Genomic DNA, 22,751 nt, shown 5'->3' with positions numbered 1-22,751 from the left:
CGGGCAGCCGCGGTTTAGAACCGCGGCTGTGCGTCGGTGCGGCCCTGTTCACGGATCGCGCCGAGGTGCTCGTTGATCCGGAATACGATCAGCACGAATTCGGCGGCGATGCGTGAGAACACCACGCCGGCAATGACACCTGCGATCGCCATCAGCACCATGATGAATCCAGCAAACGGGCTCACGGCCATCTGCAGCAACCCGCCGAAGATGCCTGAGATGCCGCTGAGAATGACGAGCGCGATCACCAGCCAGTAGAACGTCTTGATGATCGTCGGCGTGATGAAACGGTCCCACTGGAAAAGATCGTTGATCTGAAACATGCGCAAATCCCCTGTTGCGTTGGTCAATTCTCGCACGGCGCATGCGTCGGAGAAAGGCGCAACGGCGTTTCTTTTTTCGGATGGTTATTTGATGTAGGCGAGCGACAGCACCACGACGGCGATGGCGAGAAACAGCACGAAGCGGATCAGAATGATCGCGAGGTTCTGTTTTGAGGAGGGAAGCGGAATCGGTTCCGCGGTATCGGGCTTGATGATCTTCACGATTTGACCCCTGCATGGCGCGCGCCGGGACGGCGTGCTCATGGGTCGCGCGAGGCGCGCGGCAGGTTCAAATCGACGGCGAGGCCGCACCGGATGAACGGAGCGGCCCTGCCGATGAGAGAGGGTCGAAGCGAGGCTTACTGTTCGGAAGGCCGCTTCCACTGTGCGATGCTGTCGGCAATCATGCGGGTCGACTTCATCGCGGTCTGGCTCAACTGGGCGAAACTCGCCAATTCGCGCTGCACGCGCTGGCCTTCTTCGTGCATGAAACCGCGCAGGTTCTCGAGCTCGGTGATGAGGGTGTCGATCTCGCTAGCCGATGCGCCCGCAACGCGCTGGATCAAAGTGTTGACGTTGCTGACCGTCGCCTCCGCAGTGGCGTCCGGTGTCTCGCCTGAATTGAGAATCGAGGAGGGCTTGCGCAGATAGGCGATATCTTTGCGGACGAAATCGCGGATGCCGGCCTCGACATCAGTCACGGCTGCGAGGTTGTCGTCGATTTCGTTGGTTTCGATTTTTTCTGACGGCATGGCGTTCATCGGCTTTCTCCTTTTCGCAAGGCTTGCGAGCGGTTGTCCCCCGCACGACGAAGATGAGGGCGCATTACTTCAACTGATCGTGACCATAGCGAGGCGGGAGTGGGGCAATCGTCCGCGCCTTTTGTGGACAACAAGCCGGACCCCGGGGCCGCTGTTCCCGGATTCAGATTTTATTTACATCGTATTGCGAAATGAGCGCCGCGCTTCCCGGTATGGCGGAGCACGCTACCAGTGATATTTGTATCCGGCGGTGAGGCTTTTGTTGTCGGCGCCGTCGGCGGTCTGCGCGTAGGTGCCGGAAACGCTGACGCCGCCGAACAGCTTCTGTTCCGCGCCGACGCGGCCGAGCCATTTGTTGTCCACCGTCGAAAGGGTCTGGCCTGCGATCAGGCTCGTCCCGGTATCGCGGAATTCTAGCTTCGCCGAGCGATCGACTTCGATGCTGCGGTCTGTGCGCGGCCCGAGACCCGCAATCGGCGTATCCAGTGGCTGCGCGACGGCGTAACCGTTTTGCACGGTGAGTGCATACTGGTTGTTGTCCATCGGGATCGTCTTGCTGATCGCGGTGCCGATCCTGTTCTGGTCGGCCGACGGGTCAATTCGCGCATCGACGGATGTCTTGTCCCAGATTCCGGCGACGCCCGGACCGTTCATGCTGGCCCAGACGCTGCCGCCGGATTGCAGCGATGTGGTGTCGCCTTGTGCTTGGCGTGCAAGGAGTTCGCCCGAAGTGACCGGGCCATCCGGCGCGACGTTCATGTCGGCGCCGACCTTGGCATCCCAGAACGGCAGTATCGACCGTTTCACCGTGAGGGCCGAGCTGCCGTCATCCTTCGCCGTGCGATCCCAGTTCGCGCTCGGTGCGGACAGCGTCGCGGGCGCACGATATTTGTAGGGCTTGTCCACGGTCACCGGAATCGACGGATCGAGCAGGCTCCATTCGAAGGCGGTGGGCTCCGGCACGTCGGCGCTCGCGGCGTCCTTTGCGTCTGTAGGTTGATTGGCCTCGTCTTCCTGCGCGCGCGCATGCGCCGCTGCCATTGACAGCATCAGCATGGCGACAGGCAAAGAAAATCCCACGCGAGCCGGGCGCGGAACTTTGGCAAGGAAAGAGATCATCGGTTACTCGCAAGACGGGGCATCAGGCCGCCGACCTCAAACGATGGCGGTTAATAACATCTTTCGCGCCGGCATTTCAGCCTCTGCCGCATCACGCCATGCACAAATATTTCTCATGCGGGTTGCCGTAATACTGTCGCAATTCTCAAATCGGCGCGGCCTGGCGTCGCAAGGGAACAGCGCCCTTTCGCAAATTGGCCTTATGCCTTAAGAGCCTGCGCAATCCCTTCAACTGTGCACGGCGTCATGATTCGTTTCGACAATATCGGCAAGCAGAACGGCCATCAGATCATTTTCATCGAGGCTCAAGCGTCTCTTCTCAAGGGCGAGAAGATCGGCCTCGTCGGCCCTAACGGCTCCGGCAAGACCACGCTGTTCCGCCTGGCGACTGCGCAGGAACTTCCCGACGAGGGGCAGGTCGTGGCGGAGCGAGGCATCAATATCGGCTATTTCAGCCAGGATGTCGGCGAGATGGAAGGCCACAGCGCCGTCTCCGAGGTGATGAACGGCGTCGGGCCGGTGAGCGAGGTCGCGGCCGAGTTGAAAGAACTCGAGGCCGCGATGGCCGATCCGGATCGCATGGACGAGATGGATGAGATCATCACGCGCTACGGCGAGGTGCAGGCACGTTTCGAGGAACTCGACGGCTACGCGCTGGAAAGCCGTGCGCGCGAAGTGCTCGCGGGTCTGAGCTTCACACAGGAGATGATGGACGGCGATGTCGGAAATCTCTCCGGCGGCTGGAAGATGCGCGTGGCGCTGGCGCGCATTCTCTTGATGCGGCCGGACGTGATGCTGCTCGACGAGCCGTCGAACCATCTCGATATCGAAAGCCTGATCTGGCTCGAAGGCTTTCTCAAGAATTACGACGGCGCGCTGCTGATGACATCGCACGATCGCGAGTTCATGAACCGCATCGTCAACAAGATCATCGAGATCGATGGCGGCACGCTGACCAGCTATTCCGGCAATTACGATTTCTACGAACAGCAGCGCGCGCTCGCAGACAAGCAGCAGCAGGCGCAGTTCGAGCGTCAGCAGGCGATGCTGGCGAAAGAAATCAAGTTCATCGAACGCTTCAAGGCACGCGCGTCTCATGCGGCGCAAGTGCAGAGCCGGGTGAAGAAGCTCGACAAGATCGAGCGCGTCGATCCGCCGAAGCGTCGCGAAAGCGTGTCGTTCGATTTTCCCGCGGCGCCCCGTTCGGGCGAAGATGTCGTCACGCTGAAAAGCGTGCAGAAGGGCTATGGCGCGCGGCGTATTTATGACGATCTGGATTTTCAGGTCCGTCGCCGCGAGCGCTGGTGCGTGATGGGCATCAACGGCGCGGGCAAGTCGACGCTGCTGAAACTCGTCGCGGGTGCGTCCGAGCCGGACGACGGCAGCGTCGCGGTCGGCGCCAGCGTGAAGATGGGTTATTTCGCCCAGCACGCGATGGATTTGCTCGATGGCGAGCGGACGATCTTCCAGTCGCTGGAGGATTCATTCCCGCAGGCCGGGCAGGGAAGCCTGCGCACGCTCGCGGGCTGCTTCGGGTTTTCCGGCGACGATGTGGAGAAGAAATGCCGCGTGCTCTCCGGCGGCGAGAAGGCGCGGCTGGTGATGGCGAAGATGCTTTACGATCCGCCGAACTTTCTGGTGCTGGACGAGCCGACCAACCACCTCGATATGGCGACCAAGGAGATGCTGATCGCGGCGTTGTCGCAATATGAGGGCGCGATGCTGTTCGTCTCGCATGACCGCCACTTCCTTGCAGCGCTCTCCAACCGCGTGCTGGAATTGACACCTGACGGTGTCCATCAATATGGCGGTGGGTATACGGAATATGTGGAGCGCACCGGACACGAAGCGCCGGGGGTTGGGTAATTTAGTCGGTAGTCTTATTCGCCACCCTCGGCTTTCAATCTTGCTTCCCGCAAACCTGCGGGTTCAATCCCACCTTGAAGTGCCAGCAACCTATCAGAAAGATCACGACGCTCGATCCAAAACGTTTTCGAGTTTTTATGGTCGAAGGTCATCCACATCGTCGAGCCTCGTTCGGACAATCCAGTAGGCATGATGTGCGTACGCTTTGGATCATCTTTATCGTAGACTTTCTTATCCGTGGTATCGTCGTTTGGCGGAATTGCTTTCATAATCAGTGGCTGTTTTAGGGCCTTATCTTTTGCGATTTCGTACTTCGCAATCGGCATTCGTAATAATTCAAAATCTGAAAATATAGAGCGGAAGGCTGCGGTTGAGGAAACTCCTGATGGCTCCATACGCTGCTTCAGCGTGTCGTCATCGCGTTGCTTCAATGCGCGAAGTACTTCATAGCAGCCGATTATCCATGCTTCAGAGAGTATTATTTGATAGTGAGGCGAGAACTCCATAATATTCGAGGGGGCTCTCGCTCTTTCGGGGTCGAATTCATCTTCCATGCAGCGGATCAGAAGATCGGCATCGCCCTGTCGTTGAAGATGAATCATTGCAACCGGTAACGAAAATCTCCCGGAGAGTAGTCCAGATAAGTTTGTCCATGCGGTATGAAGATTGCGATATTTTGCGCGCGCATTGAAGAATGCGCTGGTGATATGTGCTGAAGCTGATGGAGGCGATTTCGTTTCCTCTTTGGTCAAGCCCTACCTCTTTTTCCACCCGCCACGATGTCCCGGTGCGCCGCCGGTTGAGCGCGGCGCGTTGCTGTCCTTGATGACGCCGCCGAATTCCTGACCGCCCTCGCGCATCGATTTCGGCTTGTAGATTTTGCTTTCCGTGCCCGGTCCCATTTCATCGAGTGTCGGCTTGCGTGGGCGCTTCACGCCTTTGCGATCCGGCAGCACCTCGTGCCAGGTGGCGATGCCCATCTCGTCGAGCGATGGCTTGTGGACGCGCGACTTCTGTTTCGGCGGCAAATTGGCGCTGTCGCCGTATTTCTTCGCGCCCGCATAAGCGCCGGCCTTGCCGGTGACTGCCTTCTGTTTGGCGGTGGGATCGTCCACCACCGCCATCTCGGTCGCGCGCAGCCGCTTGACCTCGTCGCGCAGCCGCGCCGCTTCCTCGAAATCGAGGTCGGCGGCGGCTTCCCGCATCCGGGTTTCGAGATCGGCCAGCACCGCCTCGAAATTGTGGCCGATGCTGATGACGTCGTCGGCCATGCCGCCGTCGCCGACTTCGACCAGCACATGGTCGCGCTCGTAGACCGAGTTGAGAATGTCGCCGATTGATTTTTTCACGCTCTCCGGCGTGATGCCGTTGGCTTCGTTATAGGCGACCTGCTTTTCGCGGCGGCGATCGGTCTCCGCGATGGCGCGCTCCATCGAGCCGGTCATCTGGTCGGCATAAAGGATGACTCTGCCGTCGACGTTACGCGCGGCGCGGCCAATGGTCTGAATGAGCGATGTTTCGGAACGCAGAAAACCTTCCTTGTCGGCATCGAGAATCGCGACCAGCGCGCATTCGGGAATGTCGAGGCCTTCGCGCAGCAAGTTGATGCCGACCAGCGCATCGAACGCGCCCAAGCGCAGGTCGCGGATGATCTCGATGCGCTCGATGGTGTCGATATCCGAATGCATGTAGCGCACGCGGATACCCTGCTCATGGAGATATTCGGTAAGGTCTTCCGCCATGCGCTTGGTCAGCACGGTGATGAGCGAGCGATAGCCTTTCGCGGCCGTCGCGCGGACCTCGCCGAGCAGGTCGTCCACCTGCGTGCGCGCGGGGCGGATATTGACCGGCGGATCGATCAGCCCGGTCGGGCGAATGACCTGTTCCACGAACACGCCGCCGCTCTCGTTCATCTCCCATGCGGCGGGCGTCGCAGATACCGCGACCGATTGCGGGCGCATCATGTCCCATTCCTCGAAGCGCAGCGGCCGGTTGTCCATACAGGAGGGCAGGCGGAAGCCATATTCGGCGAGCGTCGCCTTGCGGCGGAAGTCGCCGCGGAACATGCCACCGATCTGCGGAACGGTGACGTGGCTTTCGTCCGCGAACACCAGCGCGTTATCTGGCACATACTCAAAGAGCGTCGGCGGCGGCTCACCCGGCTTGCGGCCGGTGAGGTAACGCGAATAGTTCTCGATGCCAGCGCAGCTTCCCGTTGCCTCCATCATTTCGAGGTCGAATGTCGTGCGCTGTTCGAGCCGCTGTGCCTCCAGCAGACGGCCTTGTGCGTGCAACTGCTCGAGCCGCCACTTCAGTTCGGTCTTGATGCCTTTAATGGCCTGAATGAGTGTCGGGCGCGGTGTCACATAGTGCGAGTTCGCGTAGATCTTGACGAATTCGAGTTCGTCGCTCTTGTGACCGGTGAGCGGGTCGAACTCCTCGATGCTCTCGATGGTGTCGCCGAACAGGTTCACGCGCCAGGCGCGGTCTTCATAGTGCGCCGGGAAGATGTCGATGGTGTCGCCGCGGACGCGAAATGTGCCGCGGGTGAAATCGGCCTGCGTGCGCTTGTATTGTAGCGCCACGAGGTCGGCGATGATCTGGCGCTGGTCGATGCGCTCGCCCTTTTTCATCGCGAAGGTCATCGCGGTGTAGGTCTCGACCGAGCCGATGCCGTAGATGCATGAGACTGAGGCGACGATGATGACGTCATCGCGCTCCAAGAGAGCGCGCGTCGCCGAATGGCGCATGCGGTCGATCTGCTCGTTGATCGAGGAATCCTTCTCGATATAGGTGTCGGTGCGCGGAACATAGGCTTCCGGCTGGTAGTAATCGTAGTACGAGACGAAGTACTCGACTGCGTTGTCGGGGAAGAAGTTCTTGAACTCGCCGTAAAGCTGCGCGGCGAGGGTCTTGTTCGGTGCGAGGATCAGAGCAGGGCGCTGGGTGGCCGCGATCACCTGCGCCATCGTGTAGGTCTTGCCCGAGCCGGTGACCCCGAGCAGCACCTGCGTGCGATCCTTGCGGGTGATGCCTTCGACGAGTTCCTTGATCGCCTGCGGCTGGTCGCCCTTGGGCTCGTAGTCGGATTTCAGTTCGAAGCGGACACCGCCTTCGGATTTTTCCGGCCGCGGCGGGCGGTGCGGTGTCCAGATCTTGTCGCCGCGAAATTCCGGCCGTCCTTCGCGGATGAGAGATTCCAGCGCGTCGGCGGTCGCCTTGACGCCGAGCGCCTCCATCTTGTTGCGCGCGGGCTTGAACTGGTCGTCGTCATCGACATCGTAGCCAAGCTGCTTGGCGAGTTCGGGGTCGAGCGTCGGAATGGTTGCGCTGGTGCCGTAATTGGCTTGCGGTGCTTCGTCGAAACCCTGCGGCCGCGCCTCGCCGTCATGGTCGAACGTCTTCGGTGTCGATTTGCGGGCGCGGTGGATCGCTGCTTCGCCGCCGTTGCGGCGGTCCCACGAATTGTCTGGCGGCGGTTGCAGGCCGGTGCCCGAGCCCAGTCCGCTCTCGCCGCGGTTGATCGCGGGGTTCAAAAGCTCCGCCAGCGCAGGCCCGATGGGCTTCACCTCGGCGCGATGGGCTTTGGATTTCGGGGTTTTTGCCGGCCTTTTCGGAGAATCGGGATTTTTCGCCATGCGCGGAATATGGGGCCGCGCTGTGCGAAGGAAAAGGGTTTCAGGCGATGTTGTTGGCAGGCCGCAGCCGCTTCAAGGCATCCGGCATCCGCGCATCGATCCAGGTTGTGATGGCGGCCTGATGGCGATGGTAATAGAGGCCGAAGGCGATGATGGCGATGCCGATCAGCGACAGTGCGAAGGGGAACAGCAGCGAATCCTTGAAGACCTTTTCGGCGAGATCACCAAGATACATGGCAATGCCGATGGTGCCGAACACCGCGAACACGCGCCGGCCAAGGAAAACGGCGAGGAACAGGAAGCCGACGTTCATCGCGCAGTATGCAGCTTTTTGCAGGGCGGTGCCGCCGGATGTCGCGGAAATGCCGCCCCAGAACGTCAGCACGCCGAACAGATAAAGCCAGAAGGCGAAATCGCCGGTGCGCTGATACGCATTCACCACCACGGCGATCGCGAGCATGGCAAGGCCGAACCAGATCGAGACGGTCCGCGCGGTTTCAAAGTCACGGAGTTTGGAGCCGGTGATCCACGGCACGATGTCCATCGAGAGGAACCAGAGCGCGAACGCGGCCAGAAAAACGATGAAGGGAAAGCGATAAAATCGAAGTGCGAGCGCCGCTGCGGCAATTGCGGCGATCTCCATGAAGACCCAGCTTCCCCGCACCCAGATGTAGAAGTCTCGCGTTGTTCCGGGCTTGCCAAATTTGCTCCACAGGCCGAGCGAATCCTGAATGCCGTAAACCGCCAGCGGCGCCATCGACACCGCAATCGCAATCAGCAATCCGCCCGGTGTGCGCAGGTTCTTGACTGTCCAGAGGTAATGACCCGCCCATGCAAACAGCGCGGCATAGACGAGAGCTGTTGCGGTGAGCGCTTGTCCGCCCATCTGCGAAAACGCGAGCGTGCTGAACAGGCCCATGGCGCTGATGACGATCAACGCGCCCGCGTACCACAGCAGATGCACGACATCGAATTTTGGAGATGAGGATGTCGATCCGCGCGCTTGCAGGAACGTGAGTAATGTTTCCAGTTGTCCGGCTGAAATGATGCCGGCATCGGACGCCGCTTGCAGATCAGTCTTGGAATACATCATGACGTCCTCAGGCTTTTTTGTCAGCGTGACTTGCTGTTTGTCTCATCGGGAGTGGGCCGGTTCAATCAGCGGTACCGTTCGCAGGTCCATAATGAACAATCGGTGAGGGCGGGGCGTTCTGGTTGACTTGGAGGGGCAATCGCGCAAGGTTCATGCATTCGCATGAATCTTCCTTGTCTCGTTGGAATGCCTGAAATGATTGACCTTTATTACTGGACCACGCCGAACGGCCACAAGATCACGATGTTTCTGGAAGAAAGCGGGCTGCCCTACAAGATTGTACCGGTGAACATCAGCAAGGGCGATCAGTTCAAGCCGGAATTCCTCGCGTTTTCGCCGAACAACCGCATGCCTGCGATCATCGATCAGACGCCGAGCGACGGCGGCGAGCCGGTGAAGATTTTCGAATCGGGCGCGATCCTGATTTATCTCGCCGAGAAGGCCGGAAAATTCCTGCCGGCCGACATGCGCAAGCGTTTCGACGTGCTGCAATGGCTGATGTGGCAGATGGGTGGCCTTGGTCCGATGGCCGGGCAAAACCATCATTTCGTGCAGTATGCGCCGGAAAGAATTCCGTATGCGATGGATCGCTATGTCAAGGAAACCAACCGGCTCTACGGCGTGCTTAACAAGCGCCTCGCTGATCGTGAGTTCATCGCGGGCGAATATTCCATCGCCGACATGGCCTGCTATCCGTGGATCGTGCCGCATGAACGCCAGTTGCAGAAGCTGGAGGATTTCCCGCACCTGAAACGATGGTTCGAAACGATCTATGCGCGTCCCGCCACCGCGCGAGCCTACAAGCTCGCCAAGCAGATCAACCCTGACAAGACGCCGACCGTGAACGAGGAATCGAAAAAGATTCTGTTCGGGCAGGTTGCGAGCAAGGTCTGATGGCACGACAGCTTTACGAGCTCGCCGGGAGTGATCCGGCGCGTCTATTCAGCCCATACTGCTGGCGCACACGCATGGCGCTGGCGCACAAGGGACTCGATTTCGAAACGGTGCCGTGGCGCTTTGCGCAGAAGGACACGATCAAGGCGTTTGGTTCGGAAAAAGTGCCGGTGCTGATCGACGGCGATGCACAGGTCAACGATTCATGGGCGATCGCCGAATATCTGGAAGACACCTATCCGGACAGGCCGTCGCTGTTCGGCGGCGAGGGTGGCCGGGGGATGGCACGCTTTTTCAACAACTGGAGCGATGTCTCGGTTGGTCAGATCGCGCCGTTCATCATTGCCGATATTCACGATCAACTCGACGCAGGCGACAAAGATTATTTTCGCCGGACCCGCGAGAAGAACATGGGCAGGCCGCTGGAAGAGGTGGTCGCCGGGCGTGAGCAGCGGCTGGATAGCCTGCACAGATGGCTGCATCCCTTGCGCATGACGTTCCGTACGCAGCCCTTTATCGGTGGCGCGCGGCCGAACTACGCCGATTACATCGTGTTCGGTCCGTTCCAGTGGGCGCGGGTGACAAGCCCGTTCGAACTGCTGAAGCCGGACGATCTGATCCACGCCTGGCGCGAGCGCATGCTCGACCTGTTTGACGGTATGGCGCGGAAAGCGCCGGTGGTGGAAGCCACCTGAGTTCAAGCGGCCGCTCTCATGCCTCGCGATGGGCACTGGCGCGCAGGCATGACGGGCAGAGGCAGTCTTCGCCTTCGCGCGGCATCGGCAGGCGTACGGTTTCCTCCGCGCACCAGCAATGGCCGGACAGATCGCATGTGAATTCGGTTCCGCAGCGGCTGCACACGACTTTCCGGCAAGATTGATCGAGATTTTGTGACGAATCTTTCATGGAAGGACGCAGGGTTTAGCCGAATTTTCAGATCACGTTCATACGGGCCGGCGCGTTATGACGCGCGTCTATACGAACCGATGAACGGGCGATCTGCAAGATGGCACGTGATCCGCATGCGGCGCTGATTGCGCTGAACCGTTTTGGATTGGGTGCTCGCGGGGGCGGCGCGGGCGATTTTGCCAACGCGGCCTCGGACCCGAGAGGTTTTGTGAAGGCCGAATTGGGTCGTTCGACCGCCGCCTTGCTCAACGTTCCCGGGCTGCAGACGACGCAGGCTCTTGCTCAGGTTGCGTTCGATTATCAGGAAGACGTGAAGCAGCAGCGCAAGCTGGCGGCGCAGGCGCTTACGATGGCATCCGACAAGCCGGCCGATCCGGCCAGGCCGGGTCCGAAGGCCGGCACCATTATGCGGCCGCTCGCGAACGACGCGGCCGTGAAGCCGTCTGCACCGCAACCTCCCAATGTGATCCAGAAGGCGTATCGTGCCGAAGCGCTCGCGCGCGTGCAGCGTGCGACGATGGCCGAAAGCGGTATCGTCGAGCGGCTTGTAGCGTTCTGGTCAAACCATTTCTGTATTTCCGCGAACAAGGGACAACTCGATAGGATCTGGGCAGGCTCCTTTGAACGGGAAGTCATCCGGCCGCATGTGCTTGGCCGGTTCAGCGACATGCTGCTTGCGGTCGAGCAGCATCCCGCGATGCTGTTCTACCTCGACAATCAACAGTCGATCGGACCGAATTCACGCGCGGGACGAAACCGCAAGCGTGGGCTCAATGAAAATCTCGCGCGCGAATTGATGGAATTGCATACGCTGGGTGTAGGCAATGGCTACACACAGCAGGACGTGACCACGCTCGCCGCCATTTTGACCGGATGGACGTTTGCCGGACGGGCTGGGCGGCTCGGCGAACCCGGCACCTTCATTTTCAACGCGAACGCGCATGAACCCGGCCCGCAGAAATTGCTGGGCAAGGTCTACGACGACACGGGCGTCGCGCAAGGCGAAGCGGCGCTGGCCGACATCGCGCGTCGCCCAGCGACGGCGAAATTTATCGCGCACAAGCTTGCGGCGCATTTCGTCGCCGACGATCCGCCGCCTGCGCTGGTTGCGAAGCTGGAAGCGAGTTTCAGAAACACGGACGGCGACCTCAAGGCACTCGCGACGACGCTTGTCGATTCAGACGAAGCGTGGGCCGCGCCGATGACGAAAATCCGCACGCCGAACGAATTTCTCGTGGCCACCGGACGGATCATGGGCCGGATTCCGGACGATCCCGGCCGTTATCTCGGCGCGCTCAATCTGCTCGGCCAACCGCTCTGGACGCCACCCGGACCGAATGGCTTTTCGGATGCGACAGCCACGTGGGCGTCGCCCGAGAACGTGAAGCTGCGTCTGGATGTCGCCTCGCAGATTTCTGCGCGCATCGCCGACATGCTGAATCCGGTCGATGTGCTTGAAGCCTGCGCGGGCGAGGCGGCCTCGGATGACACACGCAAGACTGTCGCGCGCGCGGAAACGCGCCAGCAGGCGCTGGCGCTGCTTCTGATGTCGCCCGAATTCCAGCGGAGATGAGCATGACCAATTCGATGGATGATCGTCTTCTTGAATGTTGTGAGGACCGGACGCCGCACGGTCTGTCACGGCGCACGCTGCTCGCCGGTGGCGCGACATTCGCGGCCTGGGCCTATCTGCCGAAATTCGCGCGCGCCGCCGATGGACGCGATCCGCATCTGGTGACGATTATTTTACGCGGCGCGCTGGATGGCCTTGCCACCGTCGCCCCGGTCGCGGATCCGGACTATGCCGGGCTGCATGGTTCGATTGCGCTCGCGCTTGATGGCCCGCATCCGGCGGTCGCGCTGGATTCCTTCTTCGCGCTGCATCCGTCGATGCCGGAATTCGCGCGCATGTACAGAAGCGGCCACGCCGCCGTGGTTCACGCGACCGCGACGGCCTATCGGGACCGTTCGCATTTCGACGGGCAGGATGTGCTGGAAAGCGGCTTCGCCGGTCCCGGCCGGGTGCAGAGCGGGTGGCTCAATCGCGCATTGGCGAATTTGCCGCGCGGCGAGCGCGTCTCGCGCGGGCTGGCCGTGGGTGCGACAACGCCGCTGGTGCTGCGCGGCCCGGCACCGACGGTCGGTTGGGTACCCGCGCGGCTTCCGCAGGCGGCCGACGATACGGCCATGCGATTGCTCGATCTCTACAACCACCGCGATCCTTCGCTCGCCAGTGCGCTGTCGCAAGGCCTGCAGATCGAAAAGCTCGCATCAAATGATGGCGGGATGAAACCGAACATGAACGGCGTCAACGCGATGCGGCTTGCCGCGCAGGGCGCTGCCCGGATCATGGCGAAAGACGATGGACCACGGATTGCCGCGCTCGCTTTTGATGGGTGGGACACGCATGCCAACGAGGGCGGTCCGGTCGGGCGCCTTGCACAACTGCTGGGAGGGCTCGATGGTGCACTTGCTGATTTTGAAGCGGGGCTTGGCGACAAATGGCGCAACACGGCCATCGTGGTGGTGACTGAATTCGGCCGCACCGCGCGCATCAACGGCACCTCGGGCACCGATCACGGTACTGGCACGATCGCGCTTCTCGCGGGCGGCGCGATCAAAGGTGCACGTGTGATGTCCGACTGGCCGGGTCTGAAGGTCGCTGATCTCTATCAGAACCGGGATCTCAAACCGACCACGGATTTGCGCGGCGTGTTGAAGGGGCTGTTACGGGACCATCTCGGCCTCGGCGATCGGGTGCTTGCGGAGAACGTCTTTCCGGACAGCGCCGCCGTCAGGCCTATGCAGGGCCTAGTTGTCTAAACGCCTTGCGGAGCGCCGCGCAGCGCCGCCGCTGTCATCGTGCGCACGGCGGTTTCCGCATCGCGCGTGATCTGCTTGCGGCTGGCATCGAGATCGCATGCGATGGCTTCTCCCCATGTCACCGTGACATCGACCGCGCCTGCCGCCAGCACGCCGAGCAGATGCGGCACGAGATCGGTCTCGCCATACCAGGCGACCTTGTCGCGTAGTGCGCGGCCCACTGGTACGCCGCCGAATTTCACGTAGGCGAGCGATACGGGCTGCACCACGACGTTCTTCCGGCCACTGAAATTCCCCATGGTGTGATGCACCGCGCCGACCAGCGCCGAGCGGAATGGCAGGATGCGGATGCCGTCGCTCGAGGTGCCTTCCGGAAACAGCACGACACTGTCGCCATTGTGCAGGCGGCTTGCCATTTCGGCCGCCGCCTCGCCGGTCTTGTGTCGTCGCTCGCGTTCGATGAAGACGGTGCGTTGCAGTTTCGCCAGCATGCCGAACACTGGCCAGCCCGCGACTTCGGATTTCGCCACGAACACCACCGGCGCGACCGCGCTGAGCACGGATATGTCGAGCCAGGATGCGTGGTTCGACAGGAACAGAACCTGTTCGGCCGCTGCGCGCTGTCCGACTTCGTGAATGCGCACGCCGAGGATTCGGCAGACGATGCGATGAAACAGCACCGGCACCTTGCGCTGCAGGTCGTTCTGCAAGGCAAGACCGAGAAGGTGCACGGGAGCGAGCACCAGGAAGGTCAGGCTCAGCGCAAGGATGGCGAAGGCGGCGCGGATCATCACGGACCGGGATAAGACATCGGGCGAGCCGCTTATATCCTGCTGGCGCAGGGCAGATCGCAAAAAAATGCGACCGCCAGTCATGATGCAGGGGGAGCTGCAGGGGGGCTGACTGAGGCCGCGAAGGCGAACAAAGGGCGAAGCCGCCCGCTTTCAAAAGCTAGCCGGAGTTTGTTACATCCGCGCGACAGATTTTTCTCCGGCGCGACGATCTATTCGGGGTCGGACGCGTTGAAACGAGCCTTCATCTATTTTCACCCAGGAAAACCAATGCCGACCATTTCTCCCGCGATTCTGCCGATCCTGATGCTGTTTGCCTCGAATTGTTTCATGACCTTCGCCTGGTACGGACATTTGCGCTTCAAGGAGAGTCCGCTGCCTCTCGTCATCATGATTAGTTGGGGCATTGCGCTGTTCGAGTACTGGCTGGCGGTGCCGGCCAATCGCTGGGGCAGTGCGGTGTATTCGCCGGCGCAGCTCAAGACCATTCAGGAAGTGATTACGTTGATCGTCTTCGCGGGCTTCTCGGCGTTCTATCTCAAGGAGCCGCTCGGCTGGAATCAGGCTGTCGGCTTTGCCTTTATCGCGGTTGGCGCGTTCTTCATCTTCCACAAGGGCTGATAGAGATGAAGTTTCGGCGCGGCGAATGCCGTGCCGAAAATCTTCGTATCATTGTCCGTCCGCGTCAGAATCAGCAGGGACGCGAGAACGAGAATTGCCGCTGCCAGCGACACCGCGACGAAGATGACGGAGATCTTCATCGACAATCCCGAAAGGAAGGGTGGGCGGGGATTCAAGCGATGGTGCTCACGAACCGGATCGAAAGGATCGCGAGTGAGACGACGAGACATACAGACAGACAAGCCGCGGCAACGGCTGCAGCCGTCAGGTCGCGGGTGACCCGGTGGGTAGAGGAATATCCGAAACCCCGGTCAACGATCTTCGAACGCATCATGGCACGGCATCCTGAGCGTGGTGCGAATCACCACGGATGCCAGATGTGGCAGATTTTACCGTTTGAAATTTGGCGCTAATCGTCCGGAATATGGCGGAAACACGGCGAGCTCGCCGGTTATGCCCGCTAATTCCTGTCGTATTCTCAGGCTTTTTCCGTACTCAGGGAGGGCTCGCGGACCCAGTCCATCCGCACGAAGCGCGGGTGGCTTTCGACGCGCCTGAGCCAGTCGCGGATCGCGGGAAATTCGCGCAGGCTGAAGTCGCATTGTTCGGCAACGTGGGTGTAGCCGTACATCGCGATGTCTGCGATCGTCAGGTGACCCGATACAAAATAATCGTGCGCCTTGAGGTGGGCTTCGATCACGCTGAGGGCGCTGTAGCCGCGCTCCATCCAGTCTTCCAGCGCATGCATCTGCAGGTCGCGGCCGCCGCGCACCAGCGCGAGCCAGAAATAGGCCGCGCCGACGCTCGGCTCCAGCGCATGCTGCTCGAAGAACATCCATTGTAGTGCTTCGGCGCGTGCGATCGTGCTTTCCGGCGACAGCGGCGTGTCGATGGCGAGATACCACAGGATCGCGTTCGACTCTGCGAGGTAATGATTGTCGGCGACTTCGAGCAGCGGCACCTGTCCGCGCGGATTCATCGCGAGGAAATCCGGCGTCCGGCTTTCGCCACGCAGGATGTCGACCTCGACCACATCGAAGGGAATATCGAGGAGGGCGAGCGCCAGCCGGACCTTGTAGCTGTTGCCGGAGCGCTGCATTGAATAGAGCTTGTACATCCGTCGTTTGTCTCGTTGGCGGCGGACGGCCGCAATGGCATGAAAAGTCTTGGCCCAGACAATGAGGTGCGGGTACCGTCCCTGCAAGGCCGCCGTGTTGGAATAGTTGAAAAGCTCTCTCGCGGGCGCCCTTTGCAGCAGGATTTGCCCCACCGCAATGCGATCACGTCTTCGCGAAGTCGGGGTGTCTCGCGGCTCCGGCCTCGTGCCGAGCCTGCGTCAGAACGACCGCGTAGAACGTGGCGATAACGAGAAATCCCACCGGCAAGGCGAGAAAGCCTGCCGCGCTACGTGCCAGCAGCGGCACGATCCAGAGCGCGCCGAGCAACGAGATTTCGAACGGACGGAAGCCGGTGCGCAGTCCTTGCGCGGTTAGGAACGCAATCGCGACTGCGAGTACGATAAGGTCGTAATCGAGAATGTGGGGCGAGGCGAGCAGGGTACCTGTCACCAACAGTGCGGCTTTGTGTGCGTCGTCGCAGGCCGAGCGCCAGCACCAGACAATGCCGGCAATGACCGCGCAGGAGACGAGCGCCTGCACCGCATAGGCGAGCGGGACGCTGCCGCCCCACAGTCGCACCATGGCGAATGCGCTTTGCAGCTTCTCGAATCCGACCGCGCCACTCTCGAGTAGAACCTTGCGTGAGATACTCGAGGACGCAACGAACGCACTCCACGACTCGATGCCGAACAAGGCTGCGGTGATGGCGACCAGAACAGCAATCGTGACGCATGCCACGACGATGGTCCGCCATCGTCCGGCCGCGAGCAGCGCGAACGGGATCGCGATGCCGAATTGCGGTTTGTAGGCCAGCGCCGCGAACATGATGCCCGCGAGGATGGGTCGTTTCGGCAAGGCGAGCAGTGCGGCCCCGAACAGTGCGGCGCTGAGGAATCCGTTCTGGCCGTGGCCGAGATTGATGAGGACTGCCGGAAAGGCGATGGCAACGAGAAGCCAATTGCGCCGCACGGTGGAATCGGTGCGAACGCTGCGCAGGATCGCACCGATAACCGCGAGATAGAGCGCGAGCGTGCCGAACTGCCAGACCGCAAGCGCTGTTGGGTAGGGCAGCCACGCCAGCGGCGCGGCGATCAGGAAGAAGATCGGCGGGTAGAGCCACGCATAATAGGGCGTGTCTGCACCGAACATCTGCTGTTCGCGGGCGTGATGGAGGGCGAAGTCGTAAGCCGCCGCCGCGTGCCCCTCCAGCGCCATCGACCCGGCGGCATAGAAGCTGGAAAAATCCGTGCCGAGCGGCTTGCCGTTACGGTCGATCCCGCCCTTCGACAGGCCGATCCAGACTGCGACGGCGGCAATGCCGATCACCAGCACGATCAGGCTGTACGCCCGGATGCGCTCCGGCGTCAGCCAGTCTCCTGATTTCAAGCGGTGCCAGAGAGGGCGCATGTGAGAGGCAAATCCCGTTCATCGGAAAGGCCCTGCACGGTAGGTGACGCCATTTAATCTTTCGTGATGGGTAAACGTCCTTTTGCGAGGGAATTGAGTGCGGTATCGCCTTGCGCCCCGGCCTGCGCGGTCTTAGTGTGCATCGCACTTTTAGCCAAAATCCGCGAATCCCGGTGCGTGCCGGCCTTCGCTTGCCCAAATGGAGACCATGATGCCGTTCCTGTCCGCCGCCCTCGACCGCGTGAAGCCGTCCGCGACCATCGCGGTCACGGATAAAGCGCGGCAGCTGAAAGCGGCGGGCCGCAATGTCATCGGCCTCGGCGCGGGCGAGCCGGATTTCGACACCCCGGCCAACATCAAGCTCGCGGCGATCAAGGCCATCGAAGCCGGCAAGACCAAGTATACCGCCGTCGACGGCATGCCCGAATTGAAGGAGGCTGTGGTCGCGAAGTTCAAGCGCGAGAACGGCCTGACCTACGCGCCGAACCAGATCACGGTCGGTACCGGCGGCAAGCAGGTGCTCTACAACGCGCTGATGGCGACCATCAACCCGGGCGACGAGGTCATCATTCCGGCCCCGTACTGGGTCAGCTATCCGGAAATGGTGGCGCTGGCCGGCGGTGAATCCGTGCCGGTGGTCTGCACCGCCGAACACGGCTTCAAGCTGCAGGCAGCCGATCTGGAAAAGGCGATCACGCCGAAGACCAAGTGGATCATCCTGAACTCGCCGTCGAACCCGACCGGCGCGGCCTACACTCATGCCGAGATGAAGGCGCTCACCGACGTGCTGGTGAAGCATCCGCATGTCTGGGTGATGACCGACGACATGTACGAACACCTCGTCTACGACAACTTCAAGTTCGTGACGCCGGTGCAGGTCGAGCCGAAGCTGTTCGACCGCACGCTGACGGTGAACGGCGTATCGAAGGCCTATTCCATGACCGGCTGGCGCATTGGCTATGCCGGCGGCCCGACCCAGCTCATCAAGGCGATGGCGACCATCCAGTCGCAGTCGACCTCGAATCCGTCGTCGATCTCGCAATGGGCGGCGCTGGAAGCGCTGAATGGTCCGCAGGATTTCATCGCGACCAACGCGGATCTGTTCAAGGAACGCCGCGATCTCGTGGTGTCGATGCTCAACCAAGCCAACGGTATTCAGTGTCCGCGTCCGGAAGGCGCGTTCTATGTCTATCCGTCTTGCGCCGGAACGATGGGCAAGACCGCACCTTCGGGCAAGAAGCTGGAAAACGACGAGGATTTCGTCACCGAGCTTCTGGAGAGCGAAGGCGTTGCGGTGGTGCATGGCTCGGCGTTCGGGCTTGGGCCGGCATTCCGCATTTCCTACGCGACCAAGAACAGTGACCTCGAAGAAGCATGCAATCGCATTCAGCGGTTCTGTGCCAATTTGCGGTAGATAATTGGACTTATTCGCGGCATTGTGACTTGCAGAGAGGGAACAGCGTGTTAAGCGCTGTCCTCTCTCTATCCTCCTTCCTTATCCCAACGCATCGATATCGATTCGTGTAGCCGGAGATTTCCCATGCGACTTTCTTACCTTGTCGGCGCAGCATCTGCCCTTCTTCTTGCGTCGTTCGCGACTGCGAATGCGCAACAGGGCGTCCAGGTCGGCGTTCTTCGCTGCCACGGCGGTCCGAATGTCGGCCAGATCCTGACCTCCACGACCAATCTCGACTGCGTGTTCGAGGGCCGTGGCCGTCGCCCTGAGGGTTACGTTGCCACCATCCGCCGTTTCGGCGTTGACCTCGGTGCGACCAGCCAGACCGACTTCGGATGGCGCGTTCATGCTCCGACCGTCCAGGTCGGCGCGGGCGATCTGTCGGGCAGCTATGCTGGCGTCGGCGGCAATGCCGCGATCGGCATCGGCGGCGGCAGCAACTTCTTGGTCGGCGGTTCGGCCAACTCCTTCGCGCTGCAGCCGCTCAGCCTGCAGGGCCAGACCGGCCTGAACGTGTCGGGCGGTATCGTGAACCTCGAGCTGCGCCCGGTCGGCTACGTGCACCGTGGCCATGCCAAGCGGCACCGTCATCACCGCCATCACCACTAATTTTAAATAGTGGAATGTATCGGACAGGCCCGCGCGAGCGGGCCTGTTTTTTTATCGGCTCTTGGTTTCTCCGGACGCGATCCGGTTGAACTTCTAGGGCGGCTGGGATTACAACAAGACGAGGCCGCCGCGCCCGCGCATCGGCCGTGATTGGGGGATTTCATGCGCCGCGCCTTCGCAGCTTTGTCCTTTACGTCTCTTGCCGCCTCTACGCTCCTCACGCTCACCGCGACCGCCGATGCCCAGCAGGGCCGGGTTCAGGCGGGAGTCATCGAATGCCGCGGCGGGCCCCATGTCGGACTGGTGGTCGGATCGGTCAACAATCTCGGCTGTGTCTTCCGCTCCGATGGTCGTCCCGACGATCTCTACGTTGCAACCGTCAAAAAGCTTGGCCTTGATCTCGGCATCACGGATCAGACAGCAGTCTCGTGGGTGGTGTTCGCTCCGACCGTCCAGCTCGGGCGCGGCGACCTGTCCGGCAACTACGCCGGTGTCGATGCGAGCGCTGCGGTCGGTGTCGGCCTCGGCGCCAACGCGCTGATCGGCGGTTCGGCGAATTCCTACGCGCTGCAGCCGCTGAGCGTACAGGGGCAGACGGGACTTAGCGTCGCTGCCGGCGTGCAAAGTCTCGAACTGCGTCCAGGCCGGTGAACAGCCAGGCGGCACATCGGCACACTGAGGCCTTGCCGATTTCGCCAGGCAAGACCGCTGCGCCCACGTTCATCGAACTCTACACGCCGAAGATCGTCACGGTGCTGCGCGAGGGATACAGCCTCGCGAGCTTCCGCGCCGATGTCGTGGCGGGCCTGACGGTTGCGATCGTCGCCCTGCCTTTGTCGATGGCGATTGCCATCGCCTCGGGCGTTACGCCTGATCGCGGCCTCTACACCGCCATCGTCGGGGGCTTTTTCGTCTCGCTGTTCGGCGGCAGCCGCTTCCAGGTCGGCGGCCCAGCTGGCGCATTCATCGTTCTCGTCGCGCAGACGGTGCAGAATCATGGTCTCGATGGCGTGATCCTGGCGACGATGATGGCCGGCGTGTTCCTGATCGCGGCCGGATTCCTGCGGCTCGGTACCTACGTCAAGTTCATTCCCTATCCGGTGACGGTCGGTTTCACCGCCGGCATCGCCGTCATCATCTTCGCGAGCCAGATCAAGGATCTTATCGGCCTGACGTTGCCGGGACACGAACCGGCGGCGTTCCTGCCCAAGATCGCCGCACTTGGCGCCGCGATTGGGACCATCAATCCGTGGGCGGTTGTGCTGGCGGCGGGGACTATTGCGGTGATGGTCGTGCTGCGCATTCTGCGTCCGAGCTGGCCCGGTATTCTGATCGGCGTGGTGATCGCCACTCTGGCGGCCTCGATGCTGGGGCTGCCGGTGGATACTATCGGCTCGCGCTTCGGCGGAATTCCTGAATCGCTTCCCGCGCCGAGCCTGCCGTTGTTCTCGCTGCAGAAGATGCAGGCCGTGCTGCCGGATGCCATCGCCTTCGCGCTGCTCGGTTCAATCGAGTCGCTGTTGTCGGCCGTGGTCGCCGACGGCATGACCGGCCGGCGGCATCGTTCGAACTGCGAACTTGTGGCGCAGGGCATCGGCAATATCGGCTCGGCGCTGTTCGGCGGCATCTGCGTGACCGGTCTGATCGCGCGCACCGCGACTAACATCCGCGCCGGCGCGCGCAGCCCAGTCTCCGGCATCATGCATTCGGTGTCGGTGCTGCTGTTCATCCTGATCGCCGCGCCGCTCGCGAGCTACGTTCCGCTTTGTACGCTCGCCGCGGTGCTGGTCGTGGTCGCCTGGACGATGGCGGAAAAGCATGAGTTCGCGACGCTGGTTCGCTCGTCGTGGGGCGACGCCGCGGTGCTGCTCTCGACATTCCTGCTCACCGTGTTCCGCGACCTCACCGAAGGCATTGTGGTTGGCTTCGCGCTCGGCGCAATGCTGTTCATTCACCGCATGGCCTCGGCGGCGACCGCGACCGAAATCCCCGGCCCATGGGTGGAAGACGACAAGGCCGACGACTCGAGCGAGCGCATTCCGTACGATCCGGCGCTTGCCACCGATCCCGATGTCATCGTCTACCGGATTTCGGGCGCTTTCTTCTTCGGCGTGGCGTCCACCATCGGCGCGGTGCTCGATGAAGTGCCGAGCGGTCACAAGGGGCTGGTGATCGATTTCGAAGCCGTGCCGTTGCTCGATTCCTCCGCAGCCAACGTGGTCGCGCGTGTCGCCGCTAAGGCGCGCCAGCGCGGTATTCGCGTGATTTTGACCGGCACATCGCATCAGGTCCGGCGTGAATTGCTGATCCATGGTGCGCGGCCGCCCGTTGTGCGCTATCGCCGCGACATTTCGGGTGCTGTTGAAGAGATCAAGCGCCAGGCTGCATTGACAGCCTCCGCCGACGCGTGATTTGACCGCTGATCCGTGCGGTATCGCGCGGGCGATCGAATCCAACGGAGCCTCGTCGATGAGCGCAAGTCCTGTAAGCGCAGGTCCCGCCGCATGCCTGATCGGGTGGCCGGCCGCGCATTCGCGCTCGCCACTCATTCACAAGTACTGGCTGAAGCAGTTCGGCATCGCAGGCGACTATCGCATCGAGGCGGTCGAGCCCGCAGCCTTTGCGGATTTTATCGGTTCGCTCGCCGCGCGCGGCTATCGCGGAGCGAACGTCACCATTCCGCACAAGGAGCAGGCGCTGGCGTTAACATCGCCCGATGCGCGCGCGCATGCCGTGGGCGCGGCCAACACGCTCTACTTTGAAAACGGCAGCCTGCAATCGACCAACACCGACGTCGAGGGTTTTATCGGCAATCTCGATGCGTCCGCACCAGGCTGGAATGCGAATGGTGAGGCCGTGGTGCTCGGCGCGGGCGGTTCGGCGCGGGCGGTGGTGTTCGGGCTTATGGAGCGAGGCGTTAAGCGCATCCATCTCGTCAATCGCAACCGCGAACGCGCGCAGGCACTGGCGCAGCCTTATGGTGATCGGGTTTACGTTATCGGCTGGGATGAGGTGGGCACAGTCCTGCCGCAAGCGGCGCTCATCGTGAACACCACCTCGCTCGGCATGAAAGGGCAGCCGCCTTTGCCGCTCGACGTGTCCGTTCTGCGCGCGGACGCGACGGTGGCCGATCTCGTCTATGTGCCGCTCGACACCGCGTTGCTGAAGGCTGCGAAGGCGCGGGGTTTGCGGACGGCCGACGGTCTCGGCATGCTGCTGCATCAGGCGGTACGCGGTTTCGAATTGTGGTTCGGAAAGCGCCCGCAGGTGACGCCGGAACTGCGCGCGCTGGTCGAGGCCGATCTCACGGCTGCGTGAGCCGC

General features: G+C 61.6%; 22 protein-coding genes. 11 read left to right on the top strand and 11 right to left on the bottom strand.

What is annotated here, in order from left to right; translation table 11 throughout:
• Window positions 1-14: 14 nt before the first annotated feature.
• From HMPREF9697_RS09730 to HMPREF9697_RS09715, 4 genes are all read right to left on the bottom strand, one after another.
• Window positions 15-323 carry a DUF4282 domain-containing protein gene (locus tag HMPREF9697_RS09730; RefSeq protein WP_002717032.1) on the bottom strand — a complete coding sequence of 103 codons (309 nt, stop codon included), beginning with the start codon at window positions 321-323 and terminating at the stop codon, window positions 15-17.
• A gap of 84 nt (window positions 324-407) precedes the next feature.
• Window positions 408-545: a hypothetical protein gene (locus HMPREF9697_RS21210; protein WP_169333030.1), complete on the bottom strand. Its 138-nt coding sequence runs from the start codon at window positions 543-545 to the stop codon at window positions 408-410.
• Between the two features lie 137 nt (window positions 546-682).
• Entirely contained in the window at window positions 683-1,084 is a 402-nt protein-coding gene (locus HMPREF9697_RS09720) for a hypothetical protein (protein WP_002717030.1), read from the bottom strand.
• A 225-nt stretch (window positions 1,085-1,309) separates the two neighbouring features.
• Window positions 1,310-2,203: a hypothetical protein gene (locus HMPREF9697_RS09715; RefSeq protein ID WP_002717029.1), complete on the bottom strand. Its 894-nt coding sequence runs from the start codon at window positions 2,201-2,203 to the stop codon at window positions 1,310-1,312.
• Window positions 2,204-2,449: 246 nt separating this feature from the next.
• Here HMPREF9697_RS09715 and HMPREF9697_RS09710 point away from each other — a divergent pair, with 246 nt between their 5' ends.
• A complete protein-coding gene (locus HMPREF9697_RS09710) occupies window positions 2,450-4,069 on the top strand; it encodes an ABC-F family ATP-binding cassette domain-containing protein (RefSeq protein WP_002717028.1) in 1,620 nt (539 codons plus the stop codon).
• Between the two features lie 14 nt (window positions 4,070-4,083).
• Here HMPREF9697_RS09710 and HMPREF9697_RS09705 read toward each other — a convergent pair whose 3' ends face one another.
• From HMPREF9697_RS09705 to HMPREF9697_RS09695, 3 genes are read right to left on the bottom strand one after another with little or no spacing between them, the layout of a single operon-like run.
• A complete protein-coding gene (locus HMPREF9697_RS09705; protein WP_002717027.1) occupies window positions 4,084-4,821 on the bottom strand; it encodes a hypothetical protein in 738 nt (245 codons plus the stop codon).
• A 3-nt stretch (window positions 4,822-4,824) separates the two neighbouring features.
• Window positions 4,825-7,707, bottom strand: coding sequence for an excinuclease ABC subunit UvrB (gene uvrB / locus HMPREF9697_RS09700; RefSeq protein WP_002717026.1), 2,883 nt, complete (start codon window positions 7,705-7,707; stop codon window positions 4,825-4,827).
• Window positions 7,708-7,747: 40 nt separating this feature from the next.
• Window positions 7,748-8,800 (bottom strand): hypothetical protein, encoded by a 1,053-nt coding sequence (locus HMPREF9697_RS09695; RefSeq protein WP_002717025.1) that lies wholly within the window; start codon window positions 8,798-8,800, stop codon window positions 7,748-7,750.
• Window positions 8,801-8,995: 195 nt separating this feature from the next.
• Here HMPREF9697_RS09695 and HMPREF9697_RS09690 point away from each other — a divergent pair, with 195 nt between their 5' ends.
• Entirely contained in the window at window positions 8,996-9,694 is a 699-nt protein-coding gene (locus tag HMPREF9697_RS09690) for a glutathione binding-like protein (protein WP_002717024.1), read from the top strand.
• Window positions 9,694-10,389: a glutathione S-transferase family protein gene (locus tag HMPREF9697_RS09685; protein ID WP_002717023.1), complete on the top strand. Its 696-nt coding sequence runs from the start codon at window positions 9,694-9,696 to the stop codon at window positions 10,387-10,389. The genes HMPREF9697_RS09690 and HMPREF9697_RS09685 overlap by 1 nt, the downstream gene beginning before the upstream one ends.
• A 16-nt stretch (window positions 10,390-10,405) precedes the next feature.
• Here the strand turns inward: HMPREF9697_RS09685 and HMPREF9697_RS21465 are convergent, their stop codons facing one another.
• A complete protein-coding gene (locus HMPREF9697_RS21465) occupies window positions 10,406-10,600 on the bottom strand; it encodes a cysteine-rich CWC family protein (protein ID WP_081602530.1) in 195 nt (64 codons plus the stop codon).
• A gap of 100 nt (window positions 10,601-10,700) precedes the next feature.
• Here HMPREF9697_RS21465 and HMPREF9697_RS09680 point away from each other — a divergent pair, with 100 nt between their 5' ends.
• Both HMPREF9697_RS09680 and HMPREF9697_RS09675 read left to right on the top strand, forming a co-directional pair.
• Window positions 10,701-12,176, top strand: coding sequence for a DUF1800 domain-containing protein (locus tag HMPREF9697_RS09680; RefSeq protein WP_002717022.1), 1,476 nt, complete (start codon window positions 10,701-10,703; stop codon window positions 12,174-12,176).
• Window positions 12,177-12,190: 14 nt separating this feature from the next.
• Entirely contained in the window at window positions 12,191-13,426 is a 1,236-nt protein-coding gene (locus HMPREF9697_RS09675) for a DUF1501 domain-containing protein (RefSeq protein ID WP_040308203.1), read from the top strand.
• Here HMPREF9697_RS09675 and olsA read toward each other — a convergent pair.
• Window positions 13,423-14,217: a lyso-ornithine lipid O-acyltransferase gene (gene olsA / locus HMPREF9697_RS09670; protein ID WP_040307888.1), complete on the bottom strand. Its 795-nt coding sequence runs from the start codon at window positions 14,215-14,217 to the stop codon at window positions 13,423-13,425. The genes HMPREF9697_RS09675 and olsA overlap by 4 nt on opposite strands.
• A gap of 270 nt (window positions 14,218-14,487) precedes the next feature.
• Here olsA and HMPREF9697_RS09665 point away from each other — a divergent pair, with 270 nt between their 5' ends.
• Complete coding sequence (locus HMPREF9697_RS09665) at window positions 14,488-14,838, top strand: DMT family protein (RefSeq protein ID WP_002717019.1); 351 nt, start codon at window positions 14,488-14,490, stop codon at window positions 14,836-14,838.
• 478 nt (window positions 14,839-15,316) lie between these two features.
• Here HMPREF9697_RS09665 and HMPREF9697_RS09655 read toward each other — a convergent pair whose 3' ends face one another.
• A complete protein-coding gene (locus HMPREF9697_RS09655; RefSeq protein WP_002717016.1) occupies window positions 15,317-15,955 on the bottom strand; it encodes a glutathione S-transferase family protein in 639 nt (212 codons plus the stop codon).
• A gap of 163 nt (window positions 15,956-16,118) precedes the next feature.
• Window positions 16,119-17,363, bottom strand: coding sequence for a glycosyltransferase family 87 protein (locus HMPREF9697_RS09650; protein WP_002717015.1), 1,245 nt, complete (start codon window positions 17,361-17,363; stop codon window positions 16,119-16,121).
• 211 nt (window positions 17,364-17,574) lie between these two features.
• On the opposite strand from HMPREF9697_RS09650, the gene HMPREF9697_RS09645 reads away from it, so the two are divergent.
• From HMPREF9697_RS09645 to HMPREF9697_RS09625, 5 genes are all read left to right on the top strand, one after another.
• Window positions 17,575-18,777, top strand: a complete 1,203-nt coding sequence (locus tag HMPREF9697_RS09645; protein ID WP_002717014.1) for a pyridoxal phosphate-dependent aminotransferase — start codon at window positions 17,575-17,577, stop codon at window positions 18,775-18,777.
• 126 nt (window positions 18,778-18,903) lie between these two features.
• Complete coding sequence (locus tag HMPREF9697_RS09640; RefSeq protein ID WP_002717013.1) at window positions 18,904-19,428, top strand: DUF992 domain-containing protein; 525 nt, start codon at window positions 18,904-18,906, stop codon at window positions 19,426-19,428.
• A gap of 162 nt (window positions 19,429-19,590) precedes the next feature.
• Window positions 19,591-20,079 carry a DUF992 domain-containing protein gene (locus HMPREF9697_RS09635; protein ID WP_002717012.1) on the top strand — a complete coding sequence of 163 codons (489 nt, stop codon included), beginning with the start codon at window positions 19,591-19,593 and terminating at the stop codon, window positions 20,077-20,079.
• A gap of 32 nt (window positions 20,080-20,111) precedes the next feature.
• Entirely contained in the window at window positions 20,112-21,839 is a 1,728-nt protein-coding gene (locus HMPREF9697_RS09630) for a SulP family inorganic anion transporter (protein ID WP_040307887.1), read from the top strand.
• Window positions 21,840-21,897: 58 nt separating this feature from the next.
• The gene (locus HMPREF9697_RS09625) at window positions 21,898-22,746 is read left to right on the top strand and encodes a shikimate dehydrogenase (RefSeq protein WP_002717010.1); all 849 of its coding nucleotides are present in this window, start codon (window positions 21,898-21,900) and stop codon (window positions 22,744-22,746) included.
• Window positions 22,747-22,751 lie beyond the last annotated feature (5 nt).

Source organism: Afipia felis ATCC 53690 (assembly GCF_000314735.2).
GTDB lineage: Bacteria > Pseudomonadota > Alphaproteobacteria > Rhizobiales > Xanthobacteraceae > Afipia > Afipia felis.
The sequence above is the reverse complement of the archived record's forward strand: the minus strand, read 5'-3'. Positions and strand labels throughout refer to the sequence as shown.